The following is a 24,055-nucleotide window of genomic DNA, read 5'->3' as shown; positions in this document are numbered from 1 at the left end:
GTGCCGTCGTGCTAGAGCGTGGCGGACTTTTTCCAGTCAAGATAGCGGGTCACCAACGCGGCCCCGAACTCTGCGGGCCGAACATCCATCACGGTAACTCCATGAGCATTCAACTGCTCATGGAGTTCTGTCCGCTCATTCAGGTAAGTCACCGTGCCGCAGTAGGCCAATGCTTCGGGCAGTGTTTGCACTGGCGTCTGGCGTAACGTATCCAGCGCTTCTTCACGCAGACTCGCCACCAGTACCCGATGTTGCGCACTCAGGCGTTTGACCGCGCCTGGCAGTTGATCATCGTCATCGCGCAAATTGGTCACCAGCACTACCAGCGCCCGGCGCTGTTGGCGTGCCAGTAACTGGTTGGCGGCGGCGTGATAATCGGCGGGACGCTGCGTGCTCTCAAGGTCATAAACCGCGTTAAGCAGGACGTTCAGTTGGCCGCTGCCTTTGACTGGCACTACATGGCGTGGCTTATCATCGGCAAACGTACTCAGGCCCACCGCATCGCCCTGGCGCAGCGCCACATAACCGAGCAACAGACAAGCATTGAGCGCGTGATCGAAGTGCGACAGCTCATCGTCCTGGCTGCGCATGCGGCGGCCGCAGTCGAGCATGAAGATAATCTGTTGGTCGCGCTCGTCCTCGTACTCACGGGCGATCGGCGTGCGCTGGCGGGCGGTGGCTTTCCAGTCGATCTGGCGCAGGCTGTCGCCTTCGCGAAATTCGCGCAACTGATGGAATTCCACACCCAGTCCACGGCGTTGCCGCTGGCGTACGCCCAGTTGGCTCAGCCAGTTGTCAACGGCCAGCAGCTCACCGCCGTAAAGTCGGGCGAAGTCGGGGTAGACGCGAGTCTGGTCGATTACGCTGAGCAGACGCTTGCCCGACCACAAACCCAACGGGCTTGGCAGGTTCACTTCACAGCGCTCGAAGCAGAAATGGCCGCGCTTGAGCGGGCGCACGCGGTAGCTGATCCGGCTGGATTGCCCGACCTGCAATTCGACGTTCAACGGCAGGTTTTCGAAACTCAGGCCGTCCGGGACATGGTCGAAAAGCTGCAGGTGCATTGACGCGGCGAAGTCGTGTTCAACCTGCAGTTGCACCTCGCCCCAGCGGCCCAGCGCGAGGCTGCCGGGCAGCTGCCGTTTGACGCGGGGCGAGGGCCGCCGTTTGAGCCGCAGCGCGTCGAGCAGCGCCAATGCCAGCAGGGCCAGCAGCAAGCCCCAATTGATCGAGATCAGGCTGGGCGGGATCTCGGCACCCAGGGCCTGCAACGTGCCGAGCACGAGACTGATGAGCAGCAGCAAGGCGAGCCAGATCAGCAGCAGGCGCGAGGGTTTCACAGGCGCGGCGCCGGCACTTGGTCGAGCAATTGCGCGAGCACCTGATCGACCTGCAAACCTTCGATGTCGAGTTCCGGCGCGAGGCGCACGCGATGGCGCAGTACCGCCAATGCACAGCCCTTGACGTCATCCGGAATCACGAATTCGCCACCGCGCAGCAACGCCCGGGCGCGGGCACACCGCACCAGCGCAATCGAGGCCCGTGGTCCGGCGCCGAGCGTCAGTCCCGGCCAGGTGCGCGTGCAGCGTGCCAGTCGTACGGCGTAGTCGAGCACCTGATCATCCAGCGGCAAGTCACTGGCGATGCGCTGCAAGGCTTGCACGTCCTTGGCCTGCAACACCGTGCGCAGGGGTTGCACATCGAGCATGTCGGCGCGGGTCGAACGACAGACCTGGCGCACCATGTTCAACTCCTGATCCGCGTCGGGGTAGTCCATGCGCACCTTGAGCATGAAACGGTCAAGCTCGGCTTCCGGCAGGGGATAGGTGCCTTCCTGTTCGATCGGGTTTTGCGTGGCGAGCACCATGAACGGCTGCGCGATCGGCAAGGCCCGGCCTTCGAGGGTGACCTGACGCTCTTGCATCGCTTCGAGCAAGGCCGCCTGGGTTTTCGCCGGGGCGCGGTTGATCTCGTCGGCCAGCAACAGGTGGGTGAACACCGGGCCCTTGCGCAGCTTGAACTGCTCGGTCTGCAGGTCGTACACGGCGTGACCGGTGACGTCGCTGGGCATCAGATCCGGAGTGAATTGAATCCGCGCGAACTCGCCGCCGAAGCAGCGCGCCAAGGCCCGCACCAGCAGGGTCTTGCCCAGTCCCGGCACACCTTCGAGCAGCACATGGCCGCCAGCGATCAGCGCCGTCAACACGTCGTCGATCACGGCGCTCTGGCCGATCAGCGCTTTGTGCAACTCGCTGCGCACTGCCTGCGCCAGTTGACTGGCGCGCTGACGTTGCTGGGCCGCATGACTGGCGCTGCCGGGCTCGATGTGTTCATTCATGGGGGCCGACGCCTTGCTAACGGTTACATGTGTTTTATTTTCCATAATCAGCCGCTTACCTGTTTTGGCTTTTTTCACAGCAGCCATTGTTAATGACTCCAACTGAACAGTTTTCGCCTTTCACTCTGCTCGTTGAAACCGAATGCTATGGGACACGCTGCGTTTTTACGTCTCAAGACCATTGGCTATATCACATTTGGTAGAGCTGTGAACTCAGCCCAGTGCTCGGTTTCATGAGCAAGTTCGCCAGGCAAGTCGGGCTGCTACCGTTCTGTCCATAGAGCGTCGGCGATATCCGCTCACCTGAAGAGATGGAAGACTGGCGCATCGGTGCGCAGGTTTTGTATCACAGACTCCTTGTATATACTGGCGGAAAAGGCAATTTGCGCCTACAGTCACATTGTATGTATGGCTTCACGTTGGAGGTAAGGCATGAAACTTGAAGATCGCATGAGCCGCTCGATCAAGCAGCGCGCAAGCTTGGTCGTCTTGCGCTCGGATTTTGCCAAAATGGGGAGTGACTCTCAGGTCGGCCGAGTGCTTGCTCGCTTTGTTGCGGAGGGAAAGCTTGTTCGCGTGAGCAAGGGCGCCTTCGCTAAAACCCGAATCAACAAGTTCACCGGCAAGCCAACTCCAGCGGGAACGTTGGAAATGATCGCTGCGGAGCTTTTCCGCAAGCTCAACATCTCTGTGGAACCAAGCTCGCTCGTTTCGGAATACAACAGCGGCAGATCAACCCAGATTCCTATGGGGGCGACTGTCAGCACTGGACGTCGACGCATTTCGCGGAAAGTGACGGTAGGGAATACCACTTTAACTTATGAAAAAACTTCCAGACGAGCTTAGGTCTGATATCGAAGATGCCGCTGCCGCAGGGATGCTGGGAAATTTGCCCGCTGCCGTCGCCGAAAAAGATCAGCACATCACTGACGCATTATGCGTCTTGGCCCAAATCCAGATAGTACACACTGCGCACAAAACGGATCGTCGAAAAGGCGACCCCGCGCCGGCATCGATCGACCTGAGCACACGCTTGGTTTTTGCTGGCGGCACTTGCCTTTCGAAAGCTCACGGGCTGATCGAACGGATGTCCGAAGACATCGACATCAAGGTCATATTGGAGGAAGTGCCGGACGGCTACACGCTGAAACAAGGCGTTCGCGGGCGCTTAAGAGATTTGCAGCAAGAGGTTGAGCGGCGCTTGACCGAGATGGGCTTTGAATACGTGGTGCATGACAACGGAGAAAATCCGCTCATGCGCGACAGCCGGCGCTACTACTGCCTGTTGGTTTCGTATGGAGCGCACTTTCAGGATGTGTCTGGCGTGCTTCGTCCGCACCTCAAGCTTGAGCTGATTCACCGCCCACCGATGCTGGCTGCCGAGCCTCGCGAAATGGGCTATATGCTGGACCAGTTTATCGAACGCGAAACCCCCCACCGTTTTTCCATGATGTGTATCACGGTGGCAGAGACGTTGGCTGAAAAGGTGCTGTCGATGCTACGTCGTTGTGCCTGGAACTGGGATGGACACCAGCGCGGCGAATTTGATACTGCCCTGGTTCGCCACATCTATGATGTCTGGCGTATCGCCAGTAGCCAGCCTGAAGCCATAGAGCCCGCTTGCCAGATTTTTGCAGCTCTGGTCAAAAAGGACGTGGAGGAATTCAACGGGCAGCACCCGGAATTTGACCAGGACCCCTATCTGGTGCTTCGGCGAAGCTTGGCCTGCGCTGCTGCCCACGGAGGGCTGGAAGCGAACTTCGAGCAGCGCTTGAAGCCGCTGCTCTATACAGCGAACAAGCCGGATTTCCAAAGCTGCTATAGCACTTTCGCTGTCGTCGCAGAGCGACTGCTGAACCATACCGCCTGACGTTCGATTTTCCCGCTGATGGTTTAAGCACCGCGGGCGATTCTATTCCGGCTGCTCGATGCGCTCAAGCAGGAGGACCGTCTCTAAACATAACGATGTCTAACCCCTGTCCGGCGCCCGATTTACAAGGTGTTCCTCAAGGTTTGCAGGTGGGCCACCTGGCGGCAGAACTCGGCGCTGGACAAACGCAGGTTCCGGACCGGGCTCAGGGCCTGACTGATAGCGCGGGTGGGCTGGCGCGTGAGGCGCGACAGCGCCAGCCATTGTTCGGCAACGTTCAACTGATCGAAACCCGGGTGGCGGCGTCGGGCGCGACGCAGCACGTCCTGTTGCAAGGCCTGCAACAGCGCGCGCTGGCCATTGTGGCGCAGCAGGAAGTCGGCGCTGGCGCGCAGGTGTTCCTGCAACTGCCGTCGGCCCGCTGGCGCAGGCATTTGCACGGGGCCGTGACGCACGCTGACCTGCCACAACCACAGGCCGAGCAAGGCGAGCAGCGCAACCATCGCCTGTGCAAAATAGCGCCAGAGCAACGTCCACAAGCCATCGTGCGTCGTACTGAAAATTAGCGTGACGTCGGTGTCGGCGCTCAGATACCACAGTAGCCAGGCGTTGTCGTATTTGCCGATGTGCGGGTTTTTCCACAGCTCGGCATCGGTGACTACGGTGATGGTGCCGAGGCCGTAAGCCAGTTGCATCATGTGCGTGGCCTTGGCGCTGTTGGCCCACGCCTGAGCAAGATTGTGCGGATCGTCGAGATGAAAATCCGTGTCGAACCCGGCGTAGGCTGGCGCGTCTTCGTCTTCCAGATACAGCTTGGTCAGCGCCGGGTAGCGATCTTTTTGCAGATCCTCTGCTGGGGCCTTGAGGTCCTTGCTCAGTGACTGCTGCAGTTGCACCCGATCGAGCAACAGGTCGTGGCTTTGTTGGCTGCGCGCATCCCACAGTGACTCGGCAACAAACACCAGACGCCCGCCGGCACGGGTCCAGTTAAGTACCTGATCGACCTCACGCGGCGTCATCCGCGCACGCTCGCCAAATAACAGCAAGGTGTGGCCGTGGGGATCGGTCTGCGGCAAGACCGCCAGCGTTTCGGCGTGGCTGACCGCGAGGCCGCGTCCGCGCAAGAACAGTTCGGCCGCCAGATACGGGTTGGCTTGCGCGGCGGGCGAGGGGCCGTGATCGATGACTTGCTGATACGGCCGGGCCTTGAGGTACAGCAGCAGGCTCAGGCCGCCTAGCAGCAAAACGGCCAGCGCGCCCAGCCACCACCCGGTGCGCCGGTTCAATGCGCACGACCTTTGGCGAACAATGCACGCCAGCCGTTGCACAACTCCGCTTGCAGGTGCGCAGGCGGAATCCGGTGCCCGTAGGCCATGTTCTGCCAGTGGCCGGTCAGGCTTTTGCTGTAGGCGAGCAGGTCCGGTCGCTGCAAGTGTTCGATGCGCTCCAGTATCTGCTGCTCGGTGTCGGCGGGTTTGAGCGTCAGATCGAAGTCATGCAGCAAATGGCTCAGCAGCCCGCGGTAGAGCAGACCCAGCGCGGCGCGCGGCTCGCTCAGCCACAATTGCTCGGCGCTGGCGGCGATGTCGGCGGGCAGGGTTTCGCGGCCCAGATCCAGGCCGAACACCTGTGGCGGCGCTGGTCGTTGGCTGCGCTTCGGCAGGTTCGGGCGGCGGCTGACGAAGGCCTGGAGAAAGTCGCGATAGCGCCACACCAGCCAGCCCAGCCCGGCAAGCAGCGTGGCCCACAGCAGTACTTCGATGACCTTGGTGAAAGCGTTGAGGTGTTGGCCGTCGAGCCAGTCCAGCAGGGTCTTGAGCCAATGCGGTGCGTCTCCCGCTTGGGCGTCCCTGGCCGGGCTCGCCGGGTCGTCGCCAAAGCGGTAGCGGGTGACGGTTTCCTGGTTCCTGAACGGCGGTTGTTGCAGCAACGACTCGATGCTGTCACGCGAGGCCTGACTGCTCAGCGGCTGATTCAACAGGCGCGGCGCGTCCGGCGCGTCAGCGGCGTTGTCCGGCTCGGCGGCCCATGCCGGCTGCACGTTTGGCAGCAGCAGACAGGCCGCCAGCAACAAACCGAGTACGCTGTTGTTCAGACGCTGGCGCAAACGCCGGAAGACCAGTTCGATGTCCCAGGCTTCCAGTTGCGTGCGACGGTTCAGGTAGAGGCTGAACCCACAGGCGACATAGATCGGCCCCCACAGCACCAGGATCAGTGCATAAAAAGCATTGGTCAGGTGTTCCAGCCAGTGCCAGTCCTGATCGACCGCGAACAGCAGCGACTGCCAGTCCCAGTCGGTTTCGATCTGCTGGGGCAACAGCATGTAGAACAGCAGCATCAGGCCGATCCACAGTGCGGTTTCCAGGTGCATGCCGATGACCGTCAGCCATTGCGCCGCGCCGCCGTTGCGTTGCAGCAGCACCTGCACCCGTTGCTGTCTGGCTTCGCCGTCAAGGCCTTCGAGTTGCAGCACCGGCAGTACAAAGCTTCGACTCAGACTCAGGCGCCGCCATGTCAGGCTGGCCAGCAGTTGCGGCCGGAGCAAGCGTGGCCACTCGCGCAAGGCTTGTTTGAGTGTCGGCGTTTCGCCAAACAGCGCTTTGGAGAGGATGTACAGCGGCAGGCGCTCATAGGCCGGCTTCAGCCACCAGAAAATAAACACCGCCAGCGACGGCGAATCCCACAGCAACAGACTGAGCAGGGCAAACAGCGGCAGGGTGAGGATCGCCCAACTGGTCATCAGCAGACGGCGATGCTGCTGGCTCATCAGCACACCCAGGTCCATGGCTTCCCAGGTCGTGCGCGGGCGGATCACTACGCTGGCGTCACTCAGGCGCATGGCGGGTCCTTCCGGCGAACGACAAGTAAACCGCCACGGCCAGCCAGAGCGCGCCACCGACCGAATATTTGGTCAGCGGTGTGACACTGGTTTTCGACGACCAATAGGCCTCGACAAACGCGGCGATCAACAGAAACAGCATGGCCCCGCACACCAGCCCGACGCTGGCACGCGCGGCCAGCCGCAGTGCCTCACCGCGCGGCAGGCGTCCCGGGGCAATCAGCGCCCAGCCCAGCTTCAGACCGGCCGCCCCCGCCAGCGCAATGGCCGGCAATTCAAACGCTCCGTGACCGATCACGAACGACCAGAAGGTCTGGCCGAAACCGATCTCGCTGAGGTGCCCGGCCACGGCGCCGATGATCATGCCGTTGTAGAGCAGATAAAAGCCACTGCCCACGCCCATCAACAAACCGCTGGCGAAGGTCTGGAAGGCAATGCCGATGTTGTGCATCACGTAGTAGCCGAACATCACCCAATTCTCACTCGCGGCGCGCTCGGCCGAGCGTCCGAGGTGACCGGCGACGGGATCGTACATGCCTTGCATTTCGCGCACCTGCTCGGCCGGGATCAGGTTGTAGATCAGTTCGGGAAACAGATAAACCAGCACAGCGAAACCGCCCAGGCTGCCAAAGAACAGCAGGCTCGCGACCAGTATCAAGCGCCACTCCTGACGCACGCGTCGCGGGAAGTCGGCGAGGATGAACCCCAGCAGATTAGCGCCCAGATGGCTGCGATGGCGGTAAAGCTGTTGGTGGCCGCGCAGTACTTGTTGTTGCAGCGAGTCGATCAGAAAACTGCTGTAGCCGCGCTCCTGAGCCAGGGCCAGGTGCTGGCACACGTGCCGATAAGCTTTGGGGAAACCGCTCACCTGTGCGGTGTCCTTGCCGTGTTCAAGGCGTTCGAGCGCCAGAGCAAAGCGTTCCCATTCAGCCTTGTGGCGAGTCTCGAACAGGCTTTGCTTCATGTCGGCCCCAACAAACCGCGAGCGATGCCGTTGAGTTCGGCCACGGCTTTGGGCGCGGAAATATGCAGGGGCTGGGCCAGTAAGGCCGCCAGTTCGCTGACTCGCGCCGGTGACAGTTCGGTCTGACGTTCGGCGAAACCGAGCAGGGCGCGTTGTTCGGCGAGCGTGAGGGACACCGGAGAGCGTCGCGGTTCGGCGTCAGGCAATGGCGGGCGGGCCAGCGGGCGTTCGCTGTAGACCACCAGGGTGCCGGCGGCCAGGTCGCCCAGGCGTTTGAAGGTCGGGTGTTGCAGGCAACTGATCGCGCCGAGGAAATAGCCGAACGGCAGCAGGTCGACGAAGCGCAGCAGGTTACGCAACAACGAGGCCGACCAGCCGACCGGCGTGCCGTCATCGTGCACCACCCGCAGGCCCATCCATTGTTTGCCCGGCGAGCGGCCCTGACGCAGCACTTCGAACAGCACCATGTACCACCAACTGATGGCGAACAGCAGCAGCGAACCGAGGCCCATGCCGAGCTTGCCGAGAAACGCCAGGACGATAAACAACACCCCGGCGATCACTCCGCGGATACCCAGATCGATCGCAAAGGCAATGCTGCGCACCATCAGCCCGGCCGGCCGCAACGGCAGATCGATACCCTCCGGCGTTTCGACCTGATGGCGCGTATCCAGCGGTGCTGTCCTTGGCGGTGCTGTGGGTTCGAGCATGAGCTTCCTGATGTTCGCCTGTTCGGGATGCAAGTGAGCTCGATGCTAGCAGCCTCTCGGGGGGAAACGACATAACTATGTTGTGGGAGCGAGCCTGCTCGCGAATGCGGTCGAACAGTTGGTGTAAATGTAACTGACAGAAAGCTTCGCGAGCAGGCTCGCTCCCACAAGGGAAATGCATTTACCTGTAGGAATCTGGAGAAATTGCTGTTCGAGGGCTGCAAGACTGGCCCTTGCATCCCTGTAAAGCCTAGACTTCGCCGATCTTCAGTTCAGGACCCGCCCGTGACTTCCATCTTCTGGTACGACTACGAAACCACTGGCATCAATCCTCGCAGTGATCGTCCATTGCAAGTGGCTGGCATTCGCACCGACCACGCCCTTAACGAAATCGACGAGCCGGTCAACCTCTACTGCCAGCCCAGTGAAGACATCCTGCCGCACCCGGCCGCGTGCGCGATTACCGGCATCACCCCGCGCCAGCTCGCCGAGCACGGTTTGAGCGAAGCCGATTTCATGACTCGCGTGCACACTCAACTCGCCGCACCGGGCACCTGCGGCGCGGGTTACAACACCTTGCGTTTCGACGACGAGATGACCCGCTACAGCCTCTATCGAAATTTCTTCGACCCCTACGCCCGCGAGTGGCAGGGCGGCAACAGTCGCTGGGACCTGATCGATGTCGTGCGCGCGGCCTATGCGTTGCGCCCCGATGGGCTGGTCTGGCCAACAGATGACGAAGGCCGCGTGACGCTCAAACTCGAACGTCTGACCGCCGCCAATCATATCGATCACGGGCATGCCCACGAAGCGTTGTCGGACGTGCGCGCAACGATCGCGCTGGCACGGCTGATCCGCGAGAAACAACCGCGACTGTATGACTGGCTGTTCCAGTTGCGCAGCAAACAAAAGGTCATGGACCAGATTCGCCTGTTGCAACCGATGGTGCATATTTCCGGGCGCTTCTCGGCCGCACGCAGTTACGTCGGCGTGGTGCTGCCGCTCGCCTGGCACCCGAAGAACCGCAATGCGCTGATCGTCTGCGACCTGCACCTGGACCCGCAGGGTCTGCTGGACGAAGATGCGCAAACCTTACGTCAACGCTTGTATACCCGCCGCGAGGCATTGGCCGAAGGCGAATTGCCGGTGCCGCTCAAGCTGATTCACATCAACCGCTGTCCGGTCGTCGCTCCGTTGTCGGTATTGCGCGCGCAAGACCAGCAACGCCTGGGGCTGGACATGGCGCTTTATCAGGAACGGGCGGTGCGGCTAACTGACGCACAACAAGTCTGGAAGGATAAAGTTGCAGCCATTTATGCCAGTGAAGATTTCATCCCGAGCGAAGACCCTGAGCAACAGTTGTACGACGGATTTATCGGTGATCGCGACCGGCGTCTATGTGAGCAAGTGCGAATGGTGGATCCGGCGCAATTAGCGCAAGAGCAGTGGCCTTTCGATGATGAACGTTTGCCCGAATTACTCTTTCGATATCGAGCGCGTAACTTTGCGCAGACATTGAGTTCGGCAGAGCAAGAACGTTGGGAAATATTCTGTCGGCAACGTTTGTCGGACCCGCAAGCGGGCGCGCCAAATACCTTGAAAGCATTTATCGAGGCCGCCGAGCAATGGGCGCTTAGTGCGACACCGATGCAGAGAGAGGTGCTCAATGAATGGCAGAATTATGTCCAGGCATTACGCAAACGTTTGAATCTTTGAAATCGAACAGAGGTCCGGGCGATCGCCAGGCATAAAAAACGCCAGCGAATGCTGGCGTTCCTTTTAGCGCAGACGGGGCTGCGCAGGCGTTGCGGCTTAGCCCAGCAGGGTAGCCCAGCCTTCAACCACATCACCGCCCCACTTGGCTTTCCACTCTTTCAGAGTCTTGTGGTTGCCACCTTTGGTTTCGATGACTTCGCCGTTGTGCGGGTTTTTGTATTGTTTAACTTTGCGCGCGCGCTTGGTGCCGGTAGTTTTTACTGCGCCGCCACGAACGTTTTTGGTTTTTGCTTCCGGGTCCAGCAGCGCGATGATGTCACGCAGAGACTTGGAGTATTCGCCCATCAGGGTGCGCAGTTTGCCTTCGAATTCCAGCTCGGCTTGGAGTTTGTCGTCTTGCGACAGGTTCTTCAAACGGGCTTGCAGCTCTTTGATGGCTTCTTCGGTGGCACGGTATTCGTTGATCAAGGACATGATTACTACCTTTGTAGAATGCTGAACGGCAGGGATACAGTGCCGCAATAATAGTCAGGCTGTTTCATCAAGTAAACATTTGTCCGAAGGTTTTATTTAATTTAGTTACGAGAATTAGCGCTGAATTGATTATTCAGTTAAATAATGTGATCCAGTCATCAGCCTATTCACAGTTATGCGATCAGTCGCTGCCTCATGCGCCATTGGCTTGACGATGAAGGGCGTCAAAAAGTCGCTTAGCCCCAGCGCTGCTCATCCCGCGGTCATCGATACTGCAGTTTTCCTGCGCAGTCGCTAGAATGGCGGCCTTTGCGAAGTTCTGGAGTTCCCCCTCATGCGCACTTTTCGGCTGGTGATATCTTGCCCGGACCGCGTTGGCATCGTTGCCAAAGTCAGTAATTTTCTGGCAGCCCACAATGGCTGGATCACCGAAGCGAGCCACCACTCGGATAATCAGGTCGGCTGGTTTTTCATGCGTCACGAAATTCGTGCCGATTCGTTGCCGTTCGGTATCGAAGTCTTGCGCGAGAAGTTCGCGCCGATCGCAGAAGAGTTCTCGATGGACTGGCGCATCACCGACACCGAGCAGAAAAAGCGTGTGGTGTTGATGGCCAGCCGCGAATCCCACTGCCTGGCCGACCTGTTGCACCGCTGGCACAGCGATGAACTGGATTGCGAGATCTCCTGCGTGATTTCCAACCATGACGACCTGCGCAGCATGGTCGAATGGCATGGCATTCCTTATTACCACGTGCCGGTCAATCCGCAGGACAAGCAGCCGGCCTTTGCCGAGGTGTCGCGTCTGGTCAAACAGCACGACGCTGAAGTGGTGGTACTGGCGCGCTACATGCAGATCCTGCCGCCGGAACTGTGCCGCGAGTACGCGCACAAGGTTATCAACATCCACCACAGCTTCCTGCCTTCGTTCGTCGGCGCCAAGCCTTATCACCAGGCGTCCCTGCGCGGCGTGAAACTGATTGGCGCGACCTGCCATTACGTCACCGAAGAGCTGGACGCCGGCCCGATCATCGAGCAGGACGTGGTCCGGGTCAGCCACAGCGACAGCATTGAAGACATGGTGCGTTTCGGCCGTGACGTCGAGAAGATGGTGCTGGCCCGCGGCCTGCGTTATCACCTTGAAGACCGCGTGCTGGTACACGGCAACAAGACCGTGGTGTTCTGATCGGACACGATGTGCTTGAAATAAGAAGGGCCTGGGCGTTGAATCGCTCAGGCCTTTTGTTATTTCTGCGCGAGAAAAACCCATGAGCGATCCACGCGACAAAGCCACGTCGAAAGCACCCGCTACCCTCGGTGAAGGTTGCCTCAGTCGCTACGATCCGGACGACATGAGCCCTGAGGACGGCACCGAGTTTCCCGGCGCCGCCGAGTTGTGGGAGCAGCTTCAGCAAGAGCCGGACGAACCTAAGAAGCCTGCCTGACTTTCAGCAACTTCTTCAGCAGCGGCTTGCCCAGCATCAACACGAACACAGGCCCACCGACCAGCAGATAGAAGTAATAGGTCACCACCCGCCAGATCAGGATGGCCGCCGCTGCGGTGGATTTACCCACCATCGGCGCGAGCAGCGCAGCCGATGTCAATTCCGCCGCGCCCGCGCCGCCCGGTAACAGGCTGAACTGGCCCGCGCCCAGCGAAAGCATCTGCACCAGAAAGCTCCAGGCCCATTGCAACTCCGCGCCCAGCCCGCGCAAGGCCAGGTACAGCACGCTGTAACGCAGCAGCCAGTGCACACAGGTCAGGGCGAAGACCTTGACCAGTGTCTGCCAGGGCAACTTCAACGTATCGGTGAACGCTGCGAGAAAGTGCAGCAGCTTGCGTGCCCAGCGGCGTCGGGTGCGGGCCGCAACATTCATTTGCGCCAATGCGCGTCCGCTCAGGCGAATCAATGCGCGGTGGTAGCGTGCAATCAATACGCAACTGAACAATCCGCCGAACAGCGAAACGGCGCTGACCATCAGCAGCCACTCCAGGCGATCGCTCAAGTGCTGGAACAACGCATAAATCAAAATCCCGCTGAGGGCGCAAAGGAAGAACAGCAAGTCGCTGAGCTGATCCATCGCAAACACCGCGCTGCCCCGTGCCGGACGTACGCCGCAACGGGCCAGCAGGGCCATGATCGTCAACGGCCCGCCGCTGCCGCCGGGTGTGGCGCAGTAGGCAAACTCGGCGGCCATGACCACGCCGAGACTTTTGAGCGGCGGTACTCGCTCACGCTGATCGCCGAGCAACAGGCGCAAGCGCAAGGTGTTGATCCCCCAGCACAGCAGGATCATGCCAAACATGATCAACAGCCAGCTCAGCGGAAACCGTTGCAGGCGCGCCCAGGTTTCGCCGCCGCCGAGCACCACCGGAATCAGCACCGCCGCCAGCAGGCCGAGCAGCAACAACAGGCTGCGCTTCATGCGGCACGTTCCGATCGATTGCGCTGTTGTTGCGCGAGCCAGTCGATCTTGGTCATCGGCACGCGTCCCTCCGCCAGCAGGCGTTGCAGCGTGCGTAGCCAGTAGTCGCGGGAAAAACGGTGACGCATATCGACCGGATGCAGGCCCAGGCGAATCACCGGTGCCTGACGCCAGCGCTGTTCACGCTGGTCGCTGACGATTTTCGACACGCCGCGCCGCCAGGCACTGCGCGCGCTCCAGACCAGGCCCGGCGCGGTGATTGCGCTGAAATCCGGCAAACGGTAGAGGTGGCGGGGATCGCTGGTATAGCGCAGCGGCGTTTCGCGCAGGGCCCGGCGGGTGCCGTCGCTCATCAGCCAGGCCGGGGCGACGAAACCGTGCAGCGGCCAATCGTAGCGCTGGAATAGCTCAATGCCGGCTTGCAGGCGGGCGCGGGCGGCCTCTTGTGATAAACGGTAAAACTCGCCTTCGTGGGTATAGACCCGGCGCATGAACCAGTCGCGCGGAGTGGTCGGCGCGGGCTCGCCGTCGTCATGGTAATAGCCGTGCAAGGCCAGTTCGTCACCACGGGCGACGCGCTCGTCGAGCAATCGCCGAAACTGCGGGTGTCCGGCGAGGGCATCGCGGCGATGGAAGTCCGGCACCACCAGCCAGGTCATCGGCACGTTACCCAAGGCGTCGACGGCCTCGACGAAAGGCCGGTAATCGGCCCATGTCGAGGGGGCGACATCGTGCAAAACCAGTAGCACCGCAGGGCGGGTCGTCGATTCAAGCATTGGCCACCCGCGGCAATGTATGGCCGAGCACGGCGTGATAATGGCTGAGCAGGCTGTCGACCACGGTATCCCAGGCGTAATGCCGTTCGACATGCCGGCGCGCTTGTTTGCCGAGTGTTGCACTGCCGCGACTGAACAGCTCGCGCACGGCATTGGCCATCGATTGCGGGTTGTTCGGCGCACACAGCAGGCCGCAGGCATCGTTGACGATCTCTTCGAACGCCCCGGCCGCCACTGCCACCACGGGAATCCCGCAGGCCATGGCTTCGAGGATGACCAGTCCGAAGGTTTCCTGATCGCCGGCATGCAGCAATGCGTCGGCACTGGCAATCAGTCGCGCGACCTGGGGCGCCGGGCGGAACTCATCGATCACGCTGACGTTGTCCGGCACCACGGCCGGCATCGATGAGCCGACCAGCAGCAAGTGATAACGCGGACCGAGGCGTTGCATGCACTTGAGCAACACCGGGAGGTTTTTCTCCTTGGAACCGCGCCCGGCAAAAATCAGCAGACGGGTGTCTTCGGCAATGCCCAGTTCGGCGCGCAGGCCCGGGTCGCGGGCATCCGGGTTAAAGGTCTGCAGATCGACACCCAGTGGCTGTACATAGACATTGCGCACCCCGAGCCCGGTGAGCTTGTCGGCCATGACCTGGCTGGGCGCGAGGACCCGGTCGAAGTTGCCGTAGAGCCGGGTCACGTAGGCCTCGACATTCGGCGTAACCCAATGCCCCATGCGGTTGCCGACCAGTAACGGCAGGTCGGAGTGGTAAAAACCGATTACCGGCACGTCCAGCTGACGCCGGGCGTCCAGTGCCGCCCAGGCCGTCAGGTAGGGATCGCCGACTTCGATCAGGTCCGGCTGCAAATCCTGCAGCACGTTGCGCCACGGCGCCAGGCGCAGGGGAAAGCGATAGCCTTTGCCGAAAGGCAGCGCGGGGGCGGGAACCGTGTAGATGCCGTCGTGTTCACCCAGGCGCGCGCCGGGGATCAGCAAGCTGTGGCGAATTCCGTTTCGGTCGCCGAGGCGACGGTGTTTGGCGTCCAGATAAGTGCGTACGCCGCCGCTGGCCGGGGCGTAGAACATGGTGATGTCGGCGATATGCACGGTGAGCAACCCTCCGCTGTGTTGTTCTCCCTTGGTTGACCGTTATCCAGAATAGATGTTCGGTCGGGATTGCGCGGCGGGGTGTCAGGTCGGTTTTGTGCTGTTTGAGTGGGCGCCTTCGCGAGCAAGCCCGCTCCCACACTTGAAATGCATTCCAATGTGGGAGCGGGCTTGCTCGCGAAGGCGGCGGTGGCCGCGCCTCAGATTTTGAAGCTGCCTACCAACTGCTTCAATCGCGAAGCCTGCTGCTCCAGATCCGAACACGCGCGCAACGTCGCCTGCAGGTTCTCCACGCCTTCCTGGTTCAGGGTGTTGATCTCGGTGATATCCACATTGATCGACTCGACCACCGCCGTCTGCTCCTCGGTCGCGGTCGCCACCGACTGGTTCATCCCGTCAATTTCACCGATGCGCAAGGTCACGCTGTTCAGGCGCTCCCCGGCGAGGTTGGCGATCTCGACGCTGTCCTGGCTGTGACGCTGACTGTCGCTCATGGTGCTGACCGATTCACGGGCGCCGACCTGCAACTCCTCGATCATCGTCTGCACCTGCTGCGCCGACTCTTGGGTGCGATGCGCCAGGTTGCGCACTTCATCGGCCACCACGGCAAAACCGCGACCGGCCTCCCCGGCGCGCGCCGCTTCAATCGCCGCGTTGAGGGCGAGCAGGTTGGTCTGCTGGGAAATGCTGGTGATCACTTCAAGGATCTGGCCGATGTTCACGGTTTTGCTGTTCAGCGATTCGATGTTGCTGCTCGACGCGCTGAGCATGCTCGACAGTTGATTCATCGCCTTGATGCTGCGCTCGACGACTTGCTGGCCGTCTTCAGCCAGACCGCGGGCATCGCTGGCCTGATTCGACGCTTGCGCGGCGTTGCGGGCGATTTCCTGGGCGGCGGCGCCGAGCTGATTGATCGCGGCGGCGACGCTGCTGGTGCGCGAGGCTTGCTGATCGGAGTTGTACATCGACGAGTTCGACGCCGCGACCACGCGCAGGGCGACTTCGTTGACCTGCCCGGTGGCCGACGATACTTCACGGATCGATCCGTGAATGCGCTCGACAAAGCGGTTGAACGCGGTGCCGAGGATGCCGAATTCGTCCTGATTCTGGATGGTCAGGCGCTTGGTCAGGTCGCCTTCGCCGTCGGCGATGTCTTCCATGGCGCGGGTCATCACGTGCAGCGGCTGGATCAGCAGGCGGATCAGCATGCCGAGCAAGGCAATGATGATCGCCACGGCAATAAGGGTCGCGATCACCGCCGAGGTGCGGAACTCGCTGAGCATCGAGAAGGCCTGGTCTTTATCGATCGACAGGCCGATGTACCAATTCACGGACGGCAGGCCTTTGATTGGCGCGAAGGTGACGATGCGGGTCTTGCCATCGACGCTGACTTCACTGAAGTCGCTGCTGATGCGTGGAGTGTCCTGTGGATAAGCCTCTTTGAGCGACTTCATGACCAGCGCTTTGTCCGGGTGCACGAGGATCTTGCCGTCTGCACTGACCAGAAACACATAACCCATGCCATCGAAATCCCGCGCGGCCAGGGTGTCGACCAGCGATTGCAGGCTCAGGTCGCCACCCACCACGCCGACGCTCTGGCCGGCTTTTTTCGAGGCAGTGGCAATCGAGATGATCAACTGGCCGGTGGCGGCGTCAATGTAGGGTTCGGTCAGGGTCGAGGTGCTGCTGCTCTCGGCCCCTTTATACCAGGGGCGCACGCGTGGATCGAAACCGTCCGGCATCTTCACGTCCGGGCGGATGGTGAAGTGCCCGGTGGCGTCGCCCAGGTAAGTGGCCATGAACGTCGAGGTCAGGCTTTTTTGCTCCAACAAGCTGGCGACGGTGGCGGGTTCGGGATTGATGGCGATGTTTTGGGCGGCGTTCTCGATCAGCAGAATGCGCCCGCTGAGCCAGGTCTGGATATTGCCGGCAGTGACCTCGCCCATTTCGTTGAGGTAGTTATTGAGGTCATCGCGGATCGCGTTGCGCTGCAACCAGTCGTTGTACAGCGTGAACGATGCGAAAGCGGCGATGACGATGAGAGCGGCGGCAAGCAAAATCTTATGGCTGAAGCGCAGGTTTTTGTTCATGGCTTGGGGTTCCGCTAAGGTCTTAATGTCCTGGGCGTGCTTTTATAAAGGCGCGCAATATGGGCAAAGTTGAAAAACTGATATTTCCGGCTCTCCTTAGGGAAATGTCCGACCCGAATTTCAGACGGGTCTGTCCATTTTATTTATCGGCCATGTGTCATCAAAGATTAACCATTGGGTGAGAAAATGCCTGACTCCTCGCAACTCGTTATCGGCGCTGATCCGGCCGCGCAACCGATCGCTCAGGCCATGCGCCTGGCGAATCGCCACGGACTGGTCGCCGGCGCGACCGGCACCGGTAAAACCGTCACGCTGCAGCGTCTGGCCGAAGCGTTCAGCGACGCCGGTGTCGCGGTGTTCGCCGCTGACATCAAGGGTGATCTGTGCGGCCTCGGTGCCGCTGGCAACCCGCAAGGCAAGGTCGCCGAGCGCATTGCCGGCATGCCATGGCTCAATCACACGCCTCAGGCTTATCCCGTCACGCTGTGGGACATCCACGGTGAGTCCGGTCATCCGTTGCGTACCACGCTGAGCGAAATGGGACCGTTGCTGATCGGCAGCCTGCTGGAGCTGACCGACAGCCAGCAGTCGGCGCTGTATGCGGCGTTCAAAGTCGCCGATCGCGAAGGGTTGTTGCTGCTCGATCTGAAAGACCTGAAAGCGCTGCTCAATCACCTCAAGGACAACCCGCAATTACTGGGCGAAGACGCGGCGCTGATGACCACCGGCTCCAGTCAGGCGCTGTTGCGTCGTCTGGCGACCCTGGAGCAGCAAGGGGCTGAAGCCCTGTTCGGCGAACCGGCGCTGCAACTTGAAGACATTCTGCAACCGACGGCGGATGGTCGTGGGCGCATCCACCTGCTCGATGCGCGGCGTCTGGTGCACGAGGCGCCGAAGGTCTACGCGACTTTTCTGCTGTGGCTGCTGGCCGAGCTGTTCGAACAATTGCCGGAGCGCGGCGATGCTGACAAACCGCTGCTGGCGTTGTTTTTCGATGAGGCGCATTTGCTGTTTGGTGACACGCCCAAGGCCTTGCAGGAACGCCTCGAGCAAGTGGTGCGATTGATCCGCTCCAAAGGCGTGGGTGTGTATTTCGTCACCCAGTCTCCGGCGGACTTGCCGGATGATGTGCTCGCGCAACTCGGTTTGCGCGTCCAGCATGGCCTGCGCGCTTTTACGGCCAAGGAGCAGAAATCCCTGCGCGCGGTAGCGGAGGGCTTCCGGCCCAATCCGGCCTTTGACAGCCTGTCGGTATTGACCGAACTGGGCATCGGCGAGGCGCTGGTCGGTACGCTGACCGAGAAGGGCACGCCGGAAATCGTCCAGCGCGTACTGGTCGCGCCGCCGCAATCGCGCATCGGCCCGCTGACCGAAACCGAGCGCACGGTGCTGATCGCCGGGTCGCCGTTCAAGGGGCGGTATGACAAGCCGATCGATCGCGAGTCCGCTTACGAAATTCTGATGGGCCGCAAAGGGCTGGCACCGGAGGCCGAAGCACCTGCCGCTGAGCAAGAGCCGAGTCTGGCCGACAGGGCTGGAGAGTTCCTCGGCACAGCGGCGGGACAGGCGCTGAAATCGGCGATGCGCCAGGCGGCGAATAACCTGGGCAAGCAACTGGTGCGCGGCTTGATGGGCTCCTTGCTCGGGGGCAGCAAACGCCGCTAAAACCCGATGTGTCGCACATCAAAATGTGGGAGCGAGCTTGCTCGCGAAGGGGGCGTGTCAGATAACCCATTCGTTGAATGACACAGCGCATTCGCGAGCAAGCTCGCTCCCACAGGGGATGGGGGATGTTTGGCTAGATGTCAGGTCTTGGCCTTGGCATGCGCCGCCAGGCGCTCCAGCGCCGCACGCAATCCCGGATCGCTGATTCCGTCAGCCGTCGCCTGAATGGTCGCCGCCGCATCCGTCGACAGGTCCATCGTATGCCCGGCGGCACCGTGCTGGACAGTCGGCGGCTGCACCTTGAACAGAATTCGCGTCAGGCTGGCGAACTCGTCGAACATCTGCAGTTGCCGTTGCAGCCGTTTTTGCTGATAGCGCAGGCGAGTGGCCCAATGACCATCGGTGACAATCAGCAGCAGACTGCCTTCGCGCCACGAAGCTACGTGGCAATGTTCGCGCGCGGCCGGTTGCAGCTGGCTTTCGAGCAGGCGCTGCAAATGCCCCAAACGTTGGGCATGGCCGAGGATGGCTTTGAGCGGCTTGGCTTCGCGTAGCAGAACGGCGGGTGCTCTGGCCGTGAGAGGGCGGAATGCCATGATCGAACACCTGAAGTAACAGAGGCGCCATGGTAGCAGAAAGCAGCGGAACCACTCGCCCATTGCTTTTGTCCCTGCTTTGCTCATTAAATCAATGACTAACTTCTTGCCCGAACGGCTTGAAGTTGAGCAAAACGCCCCTATTTTATGTGAGCCCCGTCAAAGCGCAGTGCCAGCATCGTGGAATATCGCCACTTTCCTCACCACCGTTTCCGGGTAGAATGCTCGTTCGCATGCGGCCATGAGGGCTGCACGGGCGACTCACGGGGCCGCCCTCCATCCCTTTAGTGTGGAAGATCCTGCCGATATGTTTGCGCCTTTGTTAAAGAAACTTTTTGGAAGCAAGAACGAGCGTGAAGTCAAACGCATGCTCAAGACGGTGCAGCTCGTCAATGCCTTCGAAGAGCAAATGGTGGCCCTTTCGGACGATCAATTGCGCGCCAAGACCGCAGAGTTCAAGGCCCGTATCGCCAAAGGGGAAACCCTCGACAAGCTCTTGCCGGAAGCCTTCGCCGTCGCCCGCGAGGCCGGCAAGCGCGTCATGGGCATGCGCCACTTCGACGTGCAACTCGTCGGCGGCATGACCCTGCACGAAGGCAAGATTGCCGAAATGCGCACCGGTGAGGGCAAGACCCTCGTGGCTACCCTGGCTGTTTACCTCAATGCACTGTCCGGCAAGGGCGTGCACGTTGTGACCGTGAACGACTACCTGGCCCGCCGTGACGCCAACTGGATGCGCCCGCTGTATGAGTTCCTCGGCCTGACCGTCGGCGTCGTGACGCCGTTCCAGCCGCCGGAAGAGAAACGCGCCGCCTACGCCGCCGACATCACCTACGGCACCAACAACGAATTCGGTTTCGACTACCTGCGCGACAACATGGCGTTCAGCATGGATGAAAAATTCCAGCGTGAACTCAATTTTGCCGTGATCGACGAAGTCGACTCCATCCTCATCGACGAAGCGCGTACCCCGCTGATCATCTCCGGTCAGGCCGAGGACAGTTCCAAGCTGTACATGGAGATCAACAAACTGATCCCGCAGCTGGAACTGCACGTCGAAGAAGTCGAAGGCGAAGTCACCAAGGCCGGTCATTACACCGTTGATGAAAAGACCCGTCAGGTCGAACTCAACGAAGCCGGTCACCAGTTCATCGAAGACATGCTCACCCGCGTCGGCCTGCTGGCCGAAGGCGAGAGCCTGTACTCGGCACACAACCTGGGCCTGTTGACCCACGTCTATGCCGGTCTGCGTGCGCACAAACTGTTCAACCGCAACATCGAATACATCGTGCAGGACGGTCAGGTCGTACTGGTCGACGAACACACCGGTCGTACCATGCCGGGCCGTCGTCTCTCCGAAGGCCTTCATCAGGCCATCGAAGCCAAGGAAGGCCTGAACATCCAGGCCGAGAGCCAGACCCTGGCCTCGACCACCTTCCAGAACTACTTCCGTCTGTACACCAAGCTGTCCGGCATGACCGGTACCGCCGACACCGAAGCGTTCGAATTCCACCAGATCTACGGTCTGGAAGTCATGGTCATCCCGCCGAACAAACCGTTGGCGCGCAAAGACTACAACGACCTGGTGTTCCTCACCGCCGAAGAGAAATACGCGGCGATCGTGGCCGACATCAAGGAAAGCATGGCGGCCGGGCGCCCGGTGCTGGTCGGTACAGCGACCATCGAGACGTCCGAGCACATGTCGGCACTGCTTGTGAAAGAAGGCATCGAACACAAGGTTCTGAACGCCAAGTTTCACGAAAAGGAAGCCGAGATCATCGCCCAGGCCGGTCGTCCGGGCGCGCTGACCATCGCCACCAACATGGCCGGTCGTGGTACCGACATCCTGTTGGGCGGCAACTGGGAAGTGGAAGTCGCTTCGCTGGAAAACCCGACGCCTGAGCAGATCGCCCAGATCAAGGCCGACTGGCAGAAGCGTCACCAGCAAGTGCTGGAAGCCGGTGGCTTGCAGGTGATCGCTTCCGAGCGTCACGAATCGCGCCGTATCGACAACCAGCTGCGTGGCCGTGCCGGCCGTCAGGGTGACGCCGGTTCGAGCCGCTTCTACCTGTCGCTGGAAGACAGCCTGATGCGCATCTTCGCCTCCGACCGGGTGAAGAACTTCATGAAAGCCCTGGGCATGCAGCCGGGCGAAGCGATCGAACACCGCATGGTGACCAACGCGATCGAGAAGGCGCAGCGCAAGGTGGAAGGCCGCAACTTCGACATTCGCAAGCAACTGCTCGAGTTCGACGACGTCAACAACGAACAGCGTAAAGTGATCTATCACATGCGTAACACGTTGCTGGCCGCCGACAACATCGGTGAAACCATCGCCGATTTCCGTCAGGACGTGCTCAACGCCACCGTCAGCGCGCACATTCCGCCGCAATCGCTGCCAGAGCAGTGGGACGTGGCCGGTCTGGAAGCGTCGATCGAAAGCGATTTCGGCGTGAAACTGCCGATCCAGCAATGGCTTGACGAAGACGATCACCTGTACGAAGAAACCCTGCGCGAGAAGCTCATGACCGAGCTGATGGCGGCGTACAACGAGAAAGAAGATCAGGCCGGTGCCGAGGCGCTGCGCTCGTTCGAGAAGCAGATCGTCCTGCGCGTGCTGGACGACCTGTGGAAAGACCACCTGTCGACCATGGACCACCTGCGTCACGGCATCCACCTGCGTGGCTACGCGCAGAAGAACCCGAAGCAGGAATACAAGCGCGAGTCGTTCACGCTGTTCTCCGAGCTGCTGGATTCGATCAAGCGCGACTCGATCCGTGTGCTGTCGCACGTTCAGGTGCGCCGTGAAGATCCGGAAGCCGAAGAGCAACGCCTGCGTCAGGAAGCCGAAGCACTGGCCGCGCGCATGCAGTTCGAACACGCCGAAGCGCCAGGGCTGGATCAGCCGGAAGCACTGGGTGAAGAGGTCGATGTGGCCCTCGCCGCCGCCGCTGCCCCGGTTCGCAACGAGCAGAAGCTGGGCCGCAACGAACTGTGCTTCTGCGGTTCGGGCAAGAAATACAAGCATTGCCACGGGCAGATTCAATAAACCCGTTTCAATCGCTGAACACCCCGCGCCGCGACCGGCTTCTGCCGTCGCGGCGTTTTGCCATTTACACCACCGTCCTTTCCCTGGCGGTGCTGACATCATTGAGTAAGGAGCGCATTCATGGCTGTTGGTCTTGGTCCTTTGCCAACGTTGCACCCGGTTGCCGGTTTTGAACTCGGTATCGCTTCGGCCGGCATCAAGCGCCCCGGGCGCAAAGATGTCGTCGTGATGCGTTGTGCCGAAGGCTCGACCGTGGCGGGCGTGTTCACGTTGAACGCCTTTTGTGCCGCACCGGTGATCTTGGCGAAAAAACGCGTGCAGAACGCCGTGCGCTACCTGCTGACCAACACCGGCAACGCCAACGCCGGCACCGGCGAGCCGGGCCTGGCCGCGGCCGAGCGCACTTGCGCGAAACTGGCCGAACTGACCGGCGTCGACGCCAGCCAGATCCTGCCGTACTCCACCGGTGTCATCGGCGAGCCGCTGCCGGTCGAGAAGATCGAAGGCGCGCTGCAAGCGGCGCTGGACGATCTGTCGGAAAACAACTGGGAAGCTGCCGCCACCGGCATCATGACCACCGACACACTGCCCAAGGGTGCCAGTCGCCAGTTCCAGCATGATGGCGTGACCCTCACCGTCACCGGCATCAGCAAAGGCGCGGGCATGATCCGCCCGAACATGGCGACCATGCTCGGCTACATCGCCACTGACGCCAAAGTCTCGCGCGATGTGCTGCACAACCTGATGCTCGACGGCGCGAACAAGTCGTTCAACCGCATCACCATTGACGGCGATACCTCGACCAACGATTGCTGCATGTTGATCGCCACCGGCAAAGCCGCGCTGCCGGAAATCACCCGCGCTGAAGGCGAGCTGTTCGGCAAGCTGAAACAAGCGGTGTTCGAAGTGTGCATGGACGTGGCCCAGGCCATCGTGCGTGACGGCGAAGGCGCGACCAAGTTCGTCACCGTGCAAGTGAACGGCGGCGGCAATCACCAGGAATGCCTGGACGTCGGTTACACCGTGGCCCACTCGCCGCTGATCAAGACGGCGCTGTTCGCCTCCGACCCGAACTGGGGCCGTATTCTCGCCGCTGTCGGCCGTGCCGGTGTACCGGATCTGGACGTGAGCAAGATCGACGTGTTCCTCGGCGAGGTGTGCATCGCCAGCCGTGGCGCACGCGCCGCGACCTACACTGAAGCCCAGGGCTCGGCGGTGATGCAGCAGGAAGAAATCACCATCCGCATCGAACTGGGGCGCGGCGATTGCAGCGAAACCATCTGGACCACCGACCTGTCGCATGAATACGTGAAGATCAACGCTGAATACCGCACTTGATCTGATCCGGGACCGAGTCGCCGCCATCGCGAGCAGGCTCGCTCCCACAGGGTATTCTCGTCGCAGCTCGCTCCATTGTGGGAGCGAGCCTGCTCGCGAAA

Annotated in this window: 20 protein-coding genes and 1 pseudogene; 8 read left to right on the top strand and 13 right to left on the bottom strand. The window is 61.0% G+C overall.

Translation table 11 applies throughout. From position 1 onward, the window contains the following. Nucleotides 1-11: 11 nt before the first annotated feature. Together HU739_RS22900 and HU739_RS22895 are read right to left on the bottom strand one after the other, a co-directional pair. Nucleotides 12-1,340 (bottom strand): DUF58 domain-containing protein, encoded by a 1,329-nt coding sequence (locus tag HU739_RS22900; RefSeq protein ID WP_186552225.1) that lies wholly within the window; start codon nucleotides 1,338-1,340, stop codon nucleotides 12-14. Continuing rightward, nucleotides 1,337-2,338 (bottom strand): AAA family ATPase, encoded by a 1,002-nt coding sequence (locus HU739_RS22895; protein ID WP_186552226.1) that lies wholly within the window; start codon nucleotides 2,336-2,338, stop codon nucleotides 1,337-1,339. The genes HU739_RS22900 and HU739_RS22895 overlap by 4 nt, the downstream gene beginning before the upstream one ends. A gap of 432 nt (nucleotides 2,339-2,770) precedes the next feature. On the opposite strand from HU739_RS22895, the gene HU739_RS22890 reads away from it, so the two are divergent. Further along, nucleotides 2,771-3,184: a DUF6088 family protein gene (locus tag HU739_RS22890; protein ID WP_186552227.1), complete on the top strand. Its 414-nt coding sequence runs from the start codon at nucleotides 2,771-2,773 to the stop codon at nucleotides 3,182-3,184. Then, the gene (locus tag HU739_RS22885) at nucleotides 3,159-4,208 is read left to right on the top strand and encodes a nucleotidyl transferase AbiEii/AbiGii toxin family protein (RefSeq protein WP_186552228.1); all 1,050 of its coding nucleotides are present in this window, start codon (nucleotides 3,159-3,161) and stop codon (nucleotides 4,206-4,208) included. Before HU739_RS22890 ends, HU739_RS22885 begins: the two co-directional genes overlap by 26 nt. A gap of 122 nt (nucleotides 4,209-4,330) precedes the next feature. Here HU739_RS22885 and HU739_RS22880 read toward each other — a convergent pair whose 3' ends face one another. Genes HU739_RS22880 through HU739_RS22865 form a run of 4 tightly spaced genes read right to left on the bottom strand, consistent with a single transcriptional unit; the run spans nucleotide 4,331 to nucleotide 8,721 of the window. Continuing rightward, nucleotides 4,331-5,494 (bottom strand): DUF4350 domain-containing protein, encoded by a 1,164-nt coding sequence (locus HU739_RS22880; RefSeq protein ID WP_186552229.1) that lies wholly within the window; start codon nucleotides 5,492-5,494, stop codon nucleotides 4,331-4,333. Continuing rightward, nucleotides 5,491-7,047, bottom strand: coding sequence for a DUF4129 domain-containing protein (locus HU739_RS22875; protein ID WP_186552230.1), 1,557 nt, complete (start codon nucleotides 7,045-7,047; stop codon nucleotides 5,491-5,493). Before HU739_RS22875 ends, HU739_RS22880 begins: the two co-directional genes overlap by 4 nt. Then, nucleotides 7,034-8,011: a stage II sporulation protein M gene (locus tag HU739_RS22870; protein ID WP_186552231.1), complete on the bottom strand. Its 978-nt coding sequence runs from the start codon at nucleotides 8,009-8,011 to the stop codon at nucleotides 7,034-7,036. Before HU739_RS22870 ends, HU739_RS22875 begins: the two co-directional genes overlap by 14 nt. Next, nucleotides 8,008-8,721, bottom strand: coding sequence for an RDD family protein (locus HU739_RS22865; protein WP_186552232.1), 714 nt, complete (start codon nucleotides 8,719-8,721; stop codon nucleotides 8,008-8,010). Before HU739_RS22865 ends, HU739_RS22870 begins: the two co-directional genes overlap by 4 nt. Nucleotides 8,722-9,006: 285 nt before the next feature. Here HU739_RS22865 and sbcB point away from each other — a divergent pair, with 285 nt between their 5' ends. Next, complete coding sequence (gene sbcB, locus HU739_RS22860) at nucleotides 9,007-10,437, top strand: exodeoxyribonuclease I (RefSeq protein ID WP_186550508.1); 1,431 nt, start codon at nucleotides 9,007-9,009, stop codon at nucleotides 10,435-10,437. 96 nt (nucleotides 10,438-10,533) lie between these two features. Here sbcB and mvaT read toward each other — a convergent pair whose 3' ends face one another. Beyond that, the gene (gene mvaT, locus HU739_RS22855) at nucleotides 10,534-10,911 is read right to left on the bottom strand and encodes a histone-like nucleoid-structuring protein MvaT (RefSeq protein ID WP_186550510.1); all 378 of its coding nucleotides are present in this window, start codon (nucleotides 10,909-10,911) and stop codon (nucleotides 10,534-10,536) included. A gap of 334 nt (nucleotides 10,912-11,245) precedes the next feature. Between mvaT and purU the strand changes: the two genes are divergently transcribed. After that, entirely contained in the window at nucleotides 11,246-12,094 is an 849-nt protein-coding gene (gene purU, locus HU739_RS22850; RefSeq protein ID WP_186550512.1) for a formyltetrahydrofolate deformylase, read from the top strand. An 82-nt stretch (nucleotides 12,095-12,176) separates the two neighbouring features. Further along, nucleotides 12,177-12,353: a hypothetical protein gene (locus HU739_RS22845; RefSeq protein WP_186550514.1), complete on the top strand. Its 177-nt coding sequence runs from the start codon at nucleotides 12,177-12,179 to the stop codon at nucleotides 12,351-12,353. Here HU739_RS22845 and HU739_RS22840 read toward each other — a convergent pair. From HU739_RS22840 to HU739_RS27150, 5 genes and pseudogenes are all read right to left on the bottom strand, one after another. Beyond that, entirely contained in the window at nucleotides 12,337-13,335 is a 999-nt protein-coding gene (locus tag HU739_RS22840) for a lysylphosphatidylglycerol synthase transmembrane domain-containing protein (RefSeq protein WP_186550516.1), read from the bottom strand. The genes HU739_RS22845 and HU739_RS22840 overlap by 17 nt on opposite strands. Next, nucleotides 13,332-14,111 (bottom strand): DUF2334 domain-containing protein, encoded by a 780-nt coding sequence (locus HU739_RS22835; protein ID WP_186550518.1) that lies wholly within the window; start codon nucleotides 14,109-14,111, stop codon nucleotides 13,332-13,334. Before HU739_RS22835 ends, HU739_RS22840 begins: the two co-directional genes overlap by 4 nt. Beyond that, on the bottom strand, nucleotides 14,104-15,195 hold the full coding sequence (locus HU739_RS22830) for a glycosyltransferase family 4 protein (protein WP_186550670.1): 1,092 nt from the start codon (nucleotides 15,193-15,195) through the stop codon (nucleotides 14,104-14,106). The genes HU739_RS22835 and HU739_RS22830 overlap by 8 nt, the downstream gene beginning before the upstream one ends. Before the next feature lie 221 nt (nucleotides 15,196-15,416). Then, entirely contained in the window at nucleotides 15,417-16,181 is a 765-nt protein-coding gene (locus HU739_RS27155; RefSeq protein ID WP_456154058.1) for a methyl-accepting chemotaxis protein, read from the bottom strand. Between the two features lie 93 nt (nucleotides 16,182-16,274). Continuing rightward, nucleotides 16,275-17,306: pseudogene (locus HU739_RS27150) on the bottom strand (HAMP domain-containing protein); the annotation flags it as partial. A 186-nt stretch (nucleotides 17,307-17,492) separates the two neighbouring features. On the opposite strand from HU739_RS27150, the gene HU739_RS22820 reads away from it, so the two are divergent. Beyond that, nucleotides 17,493-18,971, top strand: coding sequence for a helicase HerA-like domain-containing protein (locus tag HU739_RS22820; protein WP_186550522.1), 1,479 nt, complete (start codon nucleotides 17,493-17,495; stop codon nucleotides 18,969-18,971). Nucleotides 18,972-19,111: 140 nt separating this feature from the next. Here the strand turns inward: HU739_RS22820 and HU739_RS22815 are convergent, their stop codons facing one another. Further along, a complete protein-coding gene (locus HU739_RS22815; RefSeq protein WP_186550524.1) occupies nucleotides 19,112-19,567 on the bottom strand; it encodes a DUF721 domain-containing protein in 456 nt (151 codons plus the stop codon). 307 nt (nucleotides 19,568-19,874) lie between these two features. Between HU739_RS22815 and secA the strand changes: the two genes are divergently transcribed. Continuing rightward, on the top strand, nucleotides 19,875-22,616 hold the full coding sequence (gene secA / locus HU739_RS22810) for a preprotein translocase subunit SecA (protein ID WP_186550526.1): 2,742 nt from the start codon (nucleotides 19,875-19,877) through the stop codon (nucleotides 22,614-22,616). A 120-nt stretch (nucleotides 22,617-22,736) separates the two neighbouring features. Continuing rightward, nucleotides 22,737-23,954, top strand: a complete 1,218-nt coding sequence (argJ, locus tag HU739_RS22805; RefSeq protein WP_186550528.1) for a bifunctional glutamate N-acetyltransferase/amino-acid acetyltransferase ArgJ — start codon at nucleotides 22,737-22,739, stop codon at nucleotides 23,952-23,954. Nucleotides 23,955-24,055: the final 101 nt, after the last annotated feature.

Source organism: Pseudomonas hamedanensis, assembly GCF_014268595.2.
GTDB lineage: Bacteria > Pseudomonadota > Gammaproteobacteria > Pseudomonadales > Pseudomonadaceae > Aquipseudomonas > Aquipseudomonas hamedanensis.
This window is presented reverse-complemented; position numbering and strand designations above follow the sequence as displayed.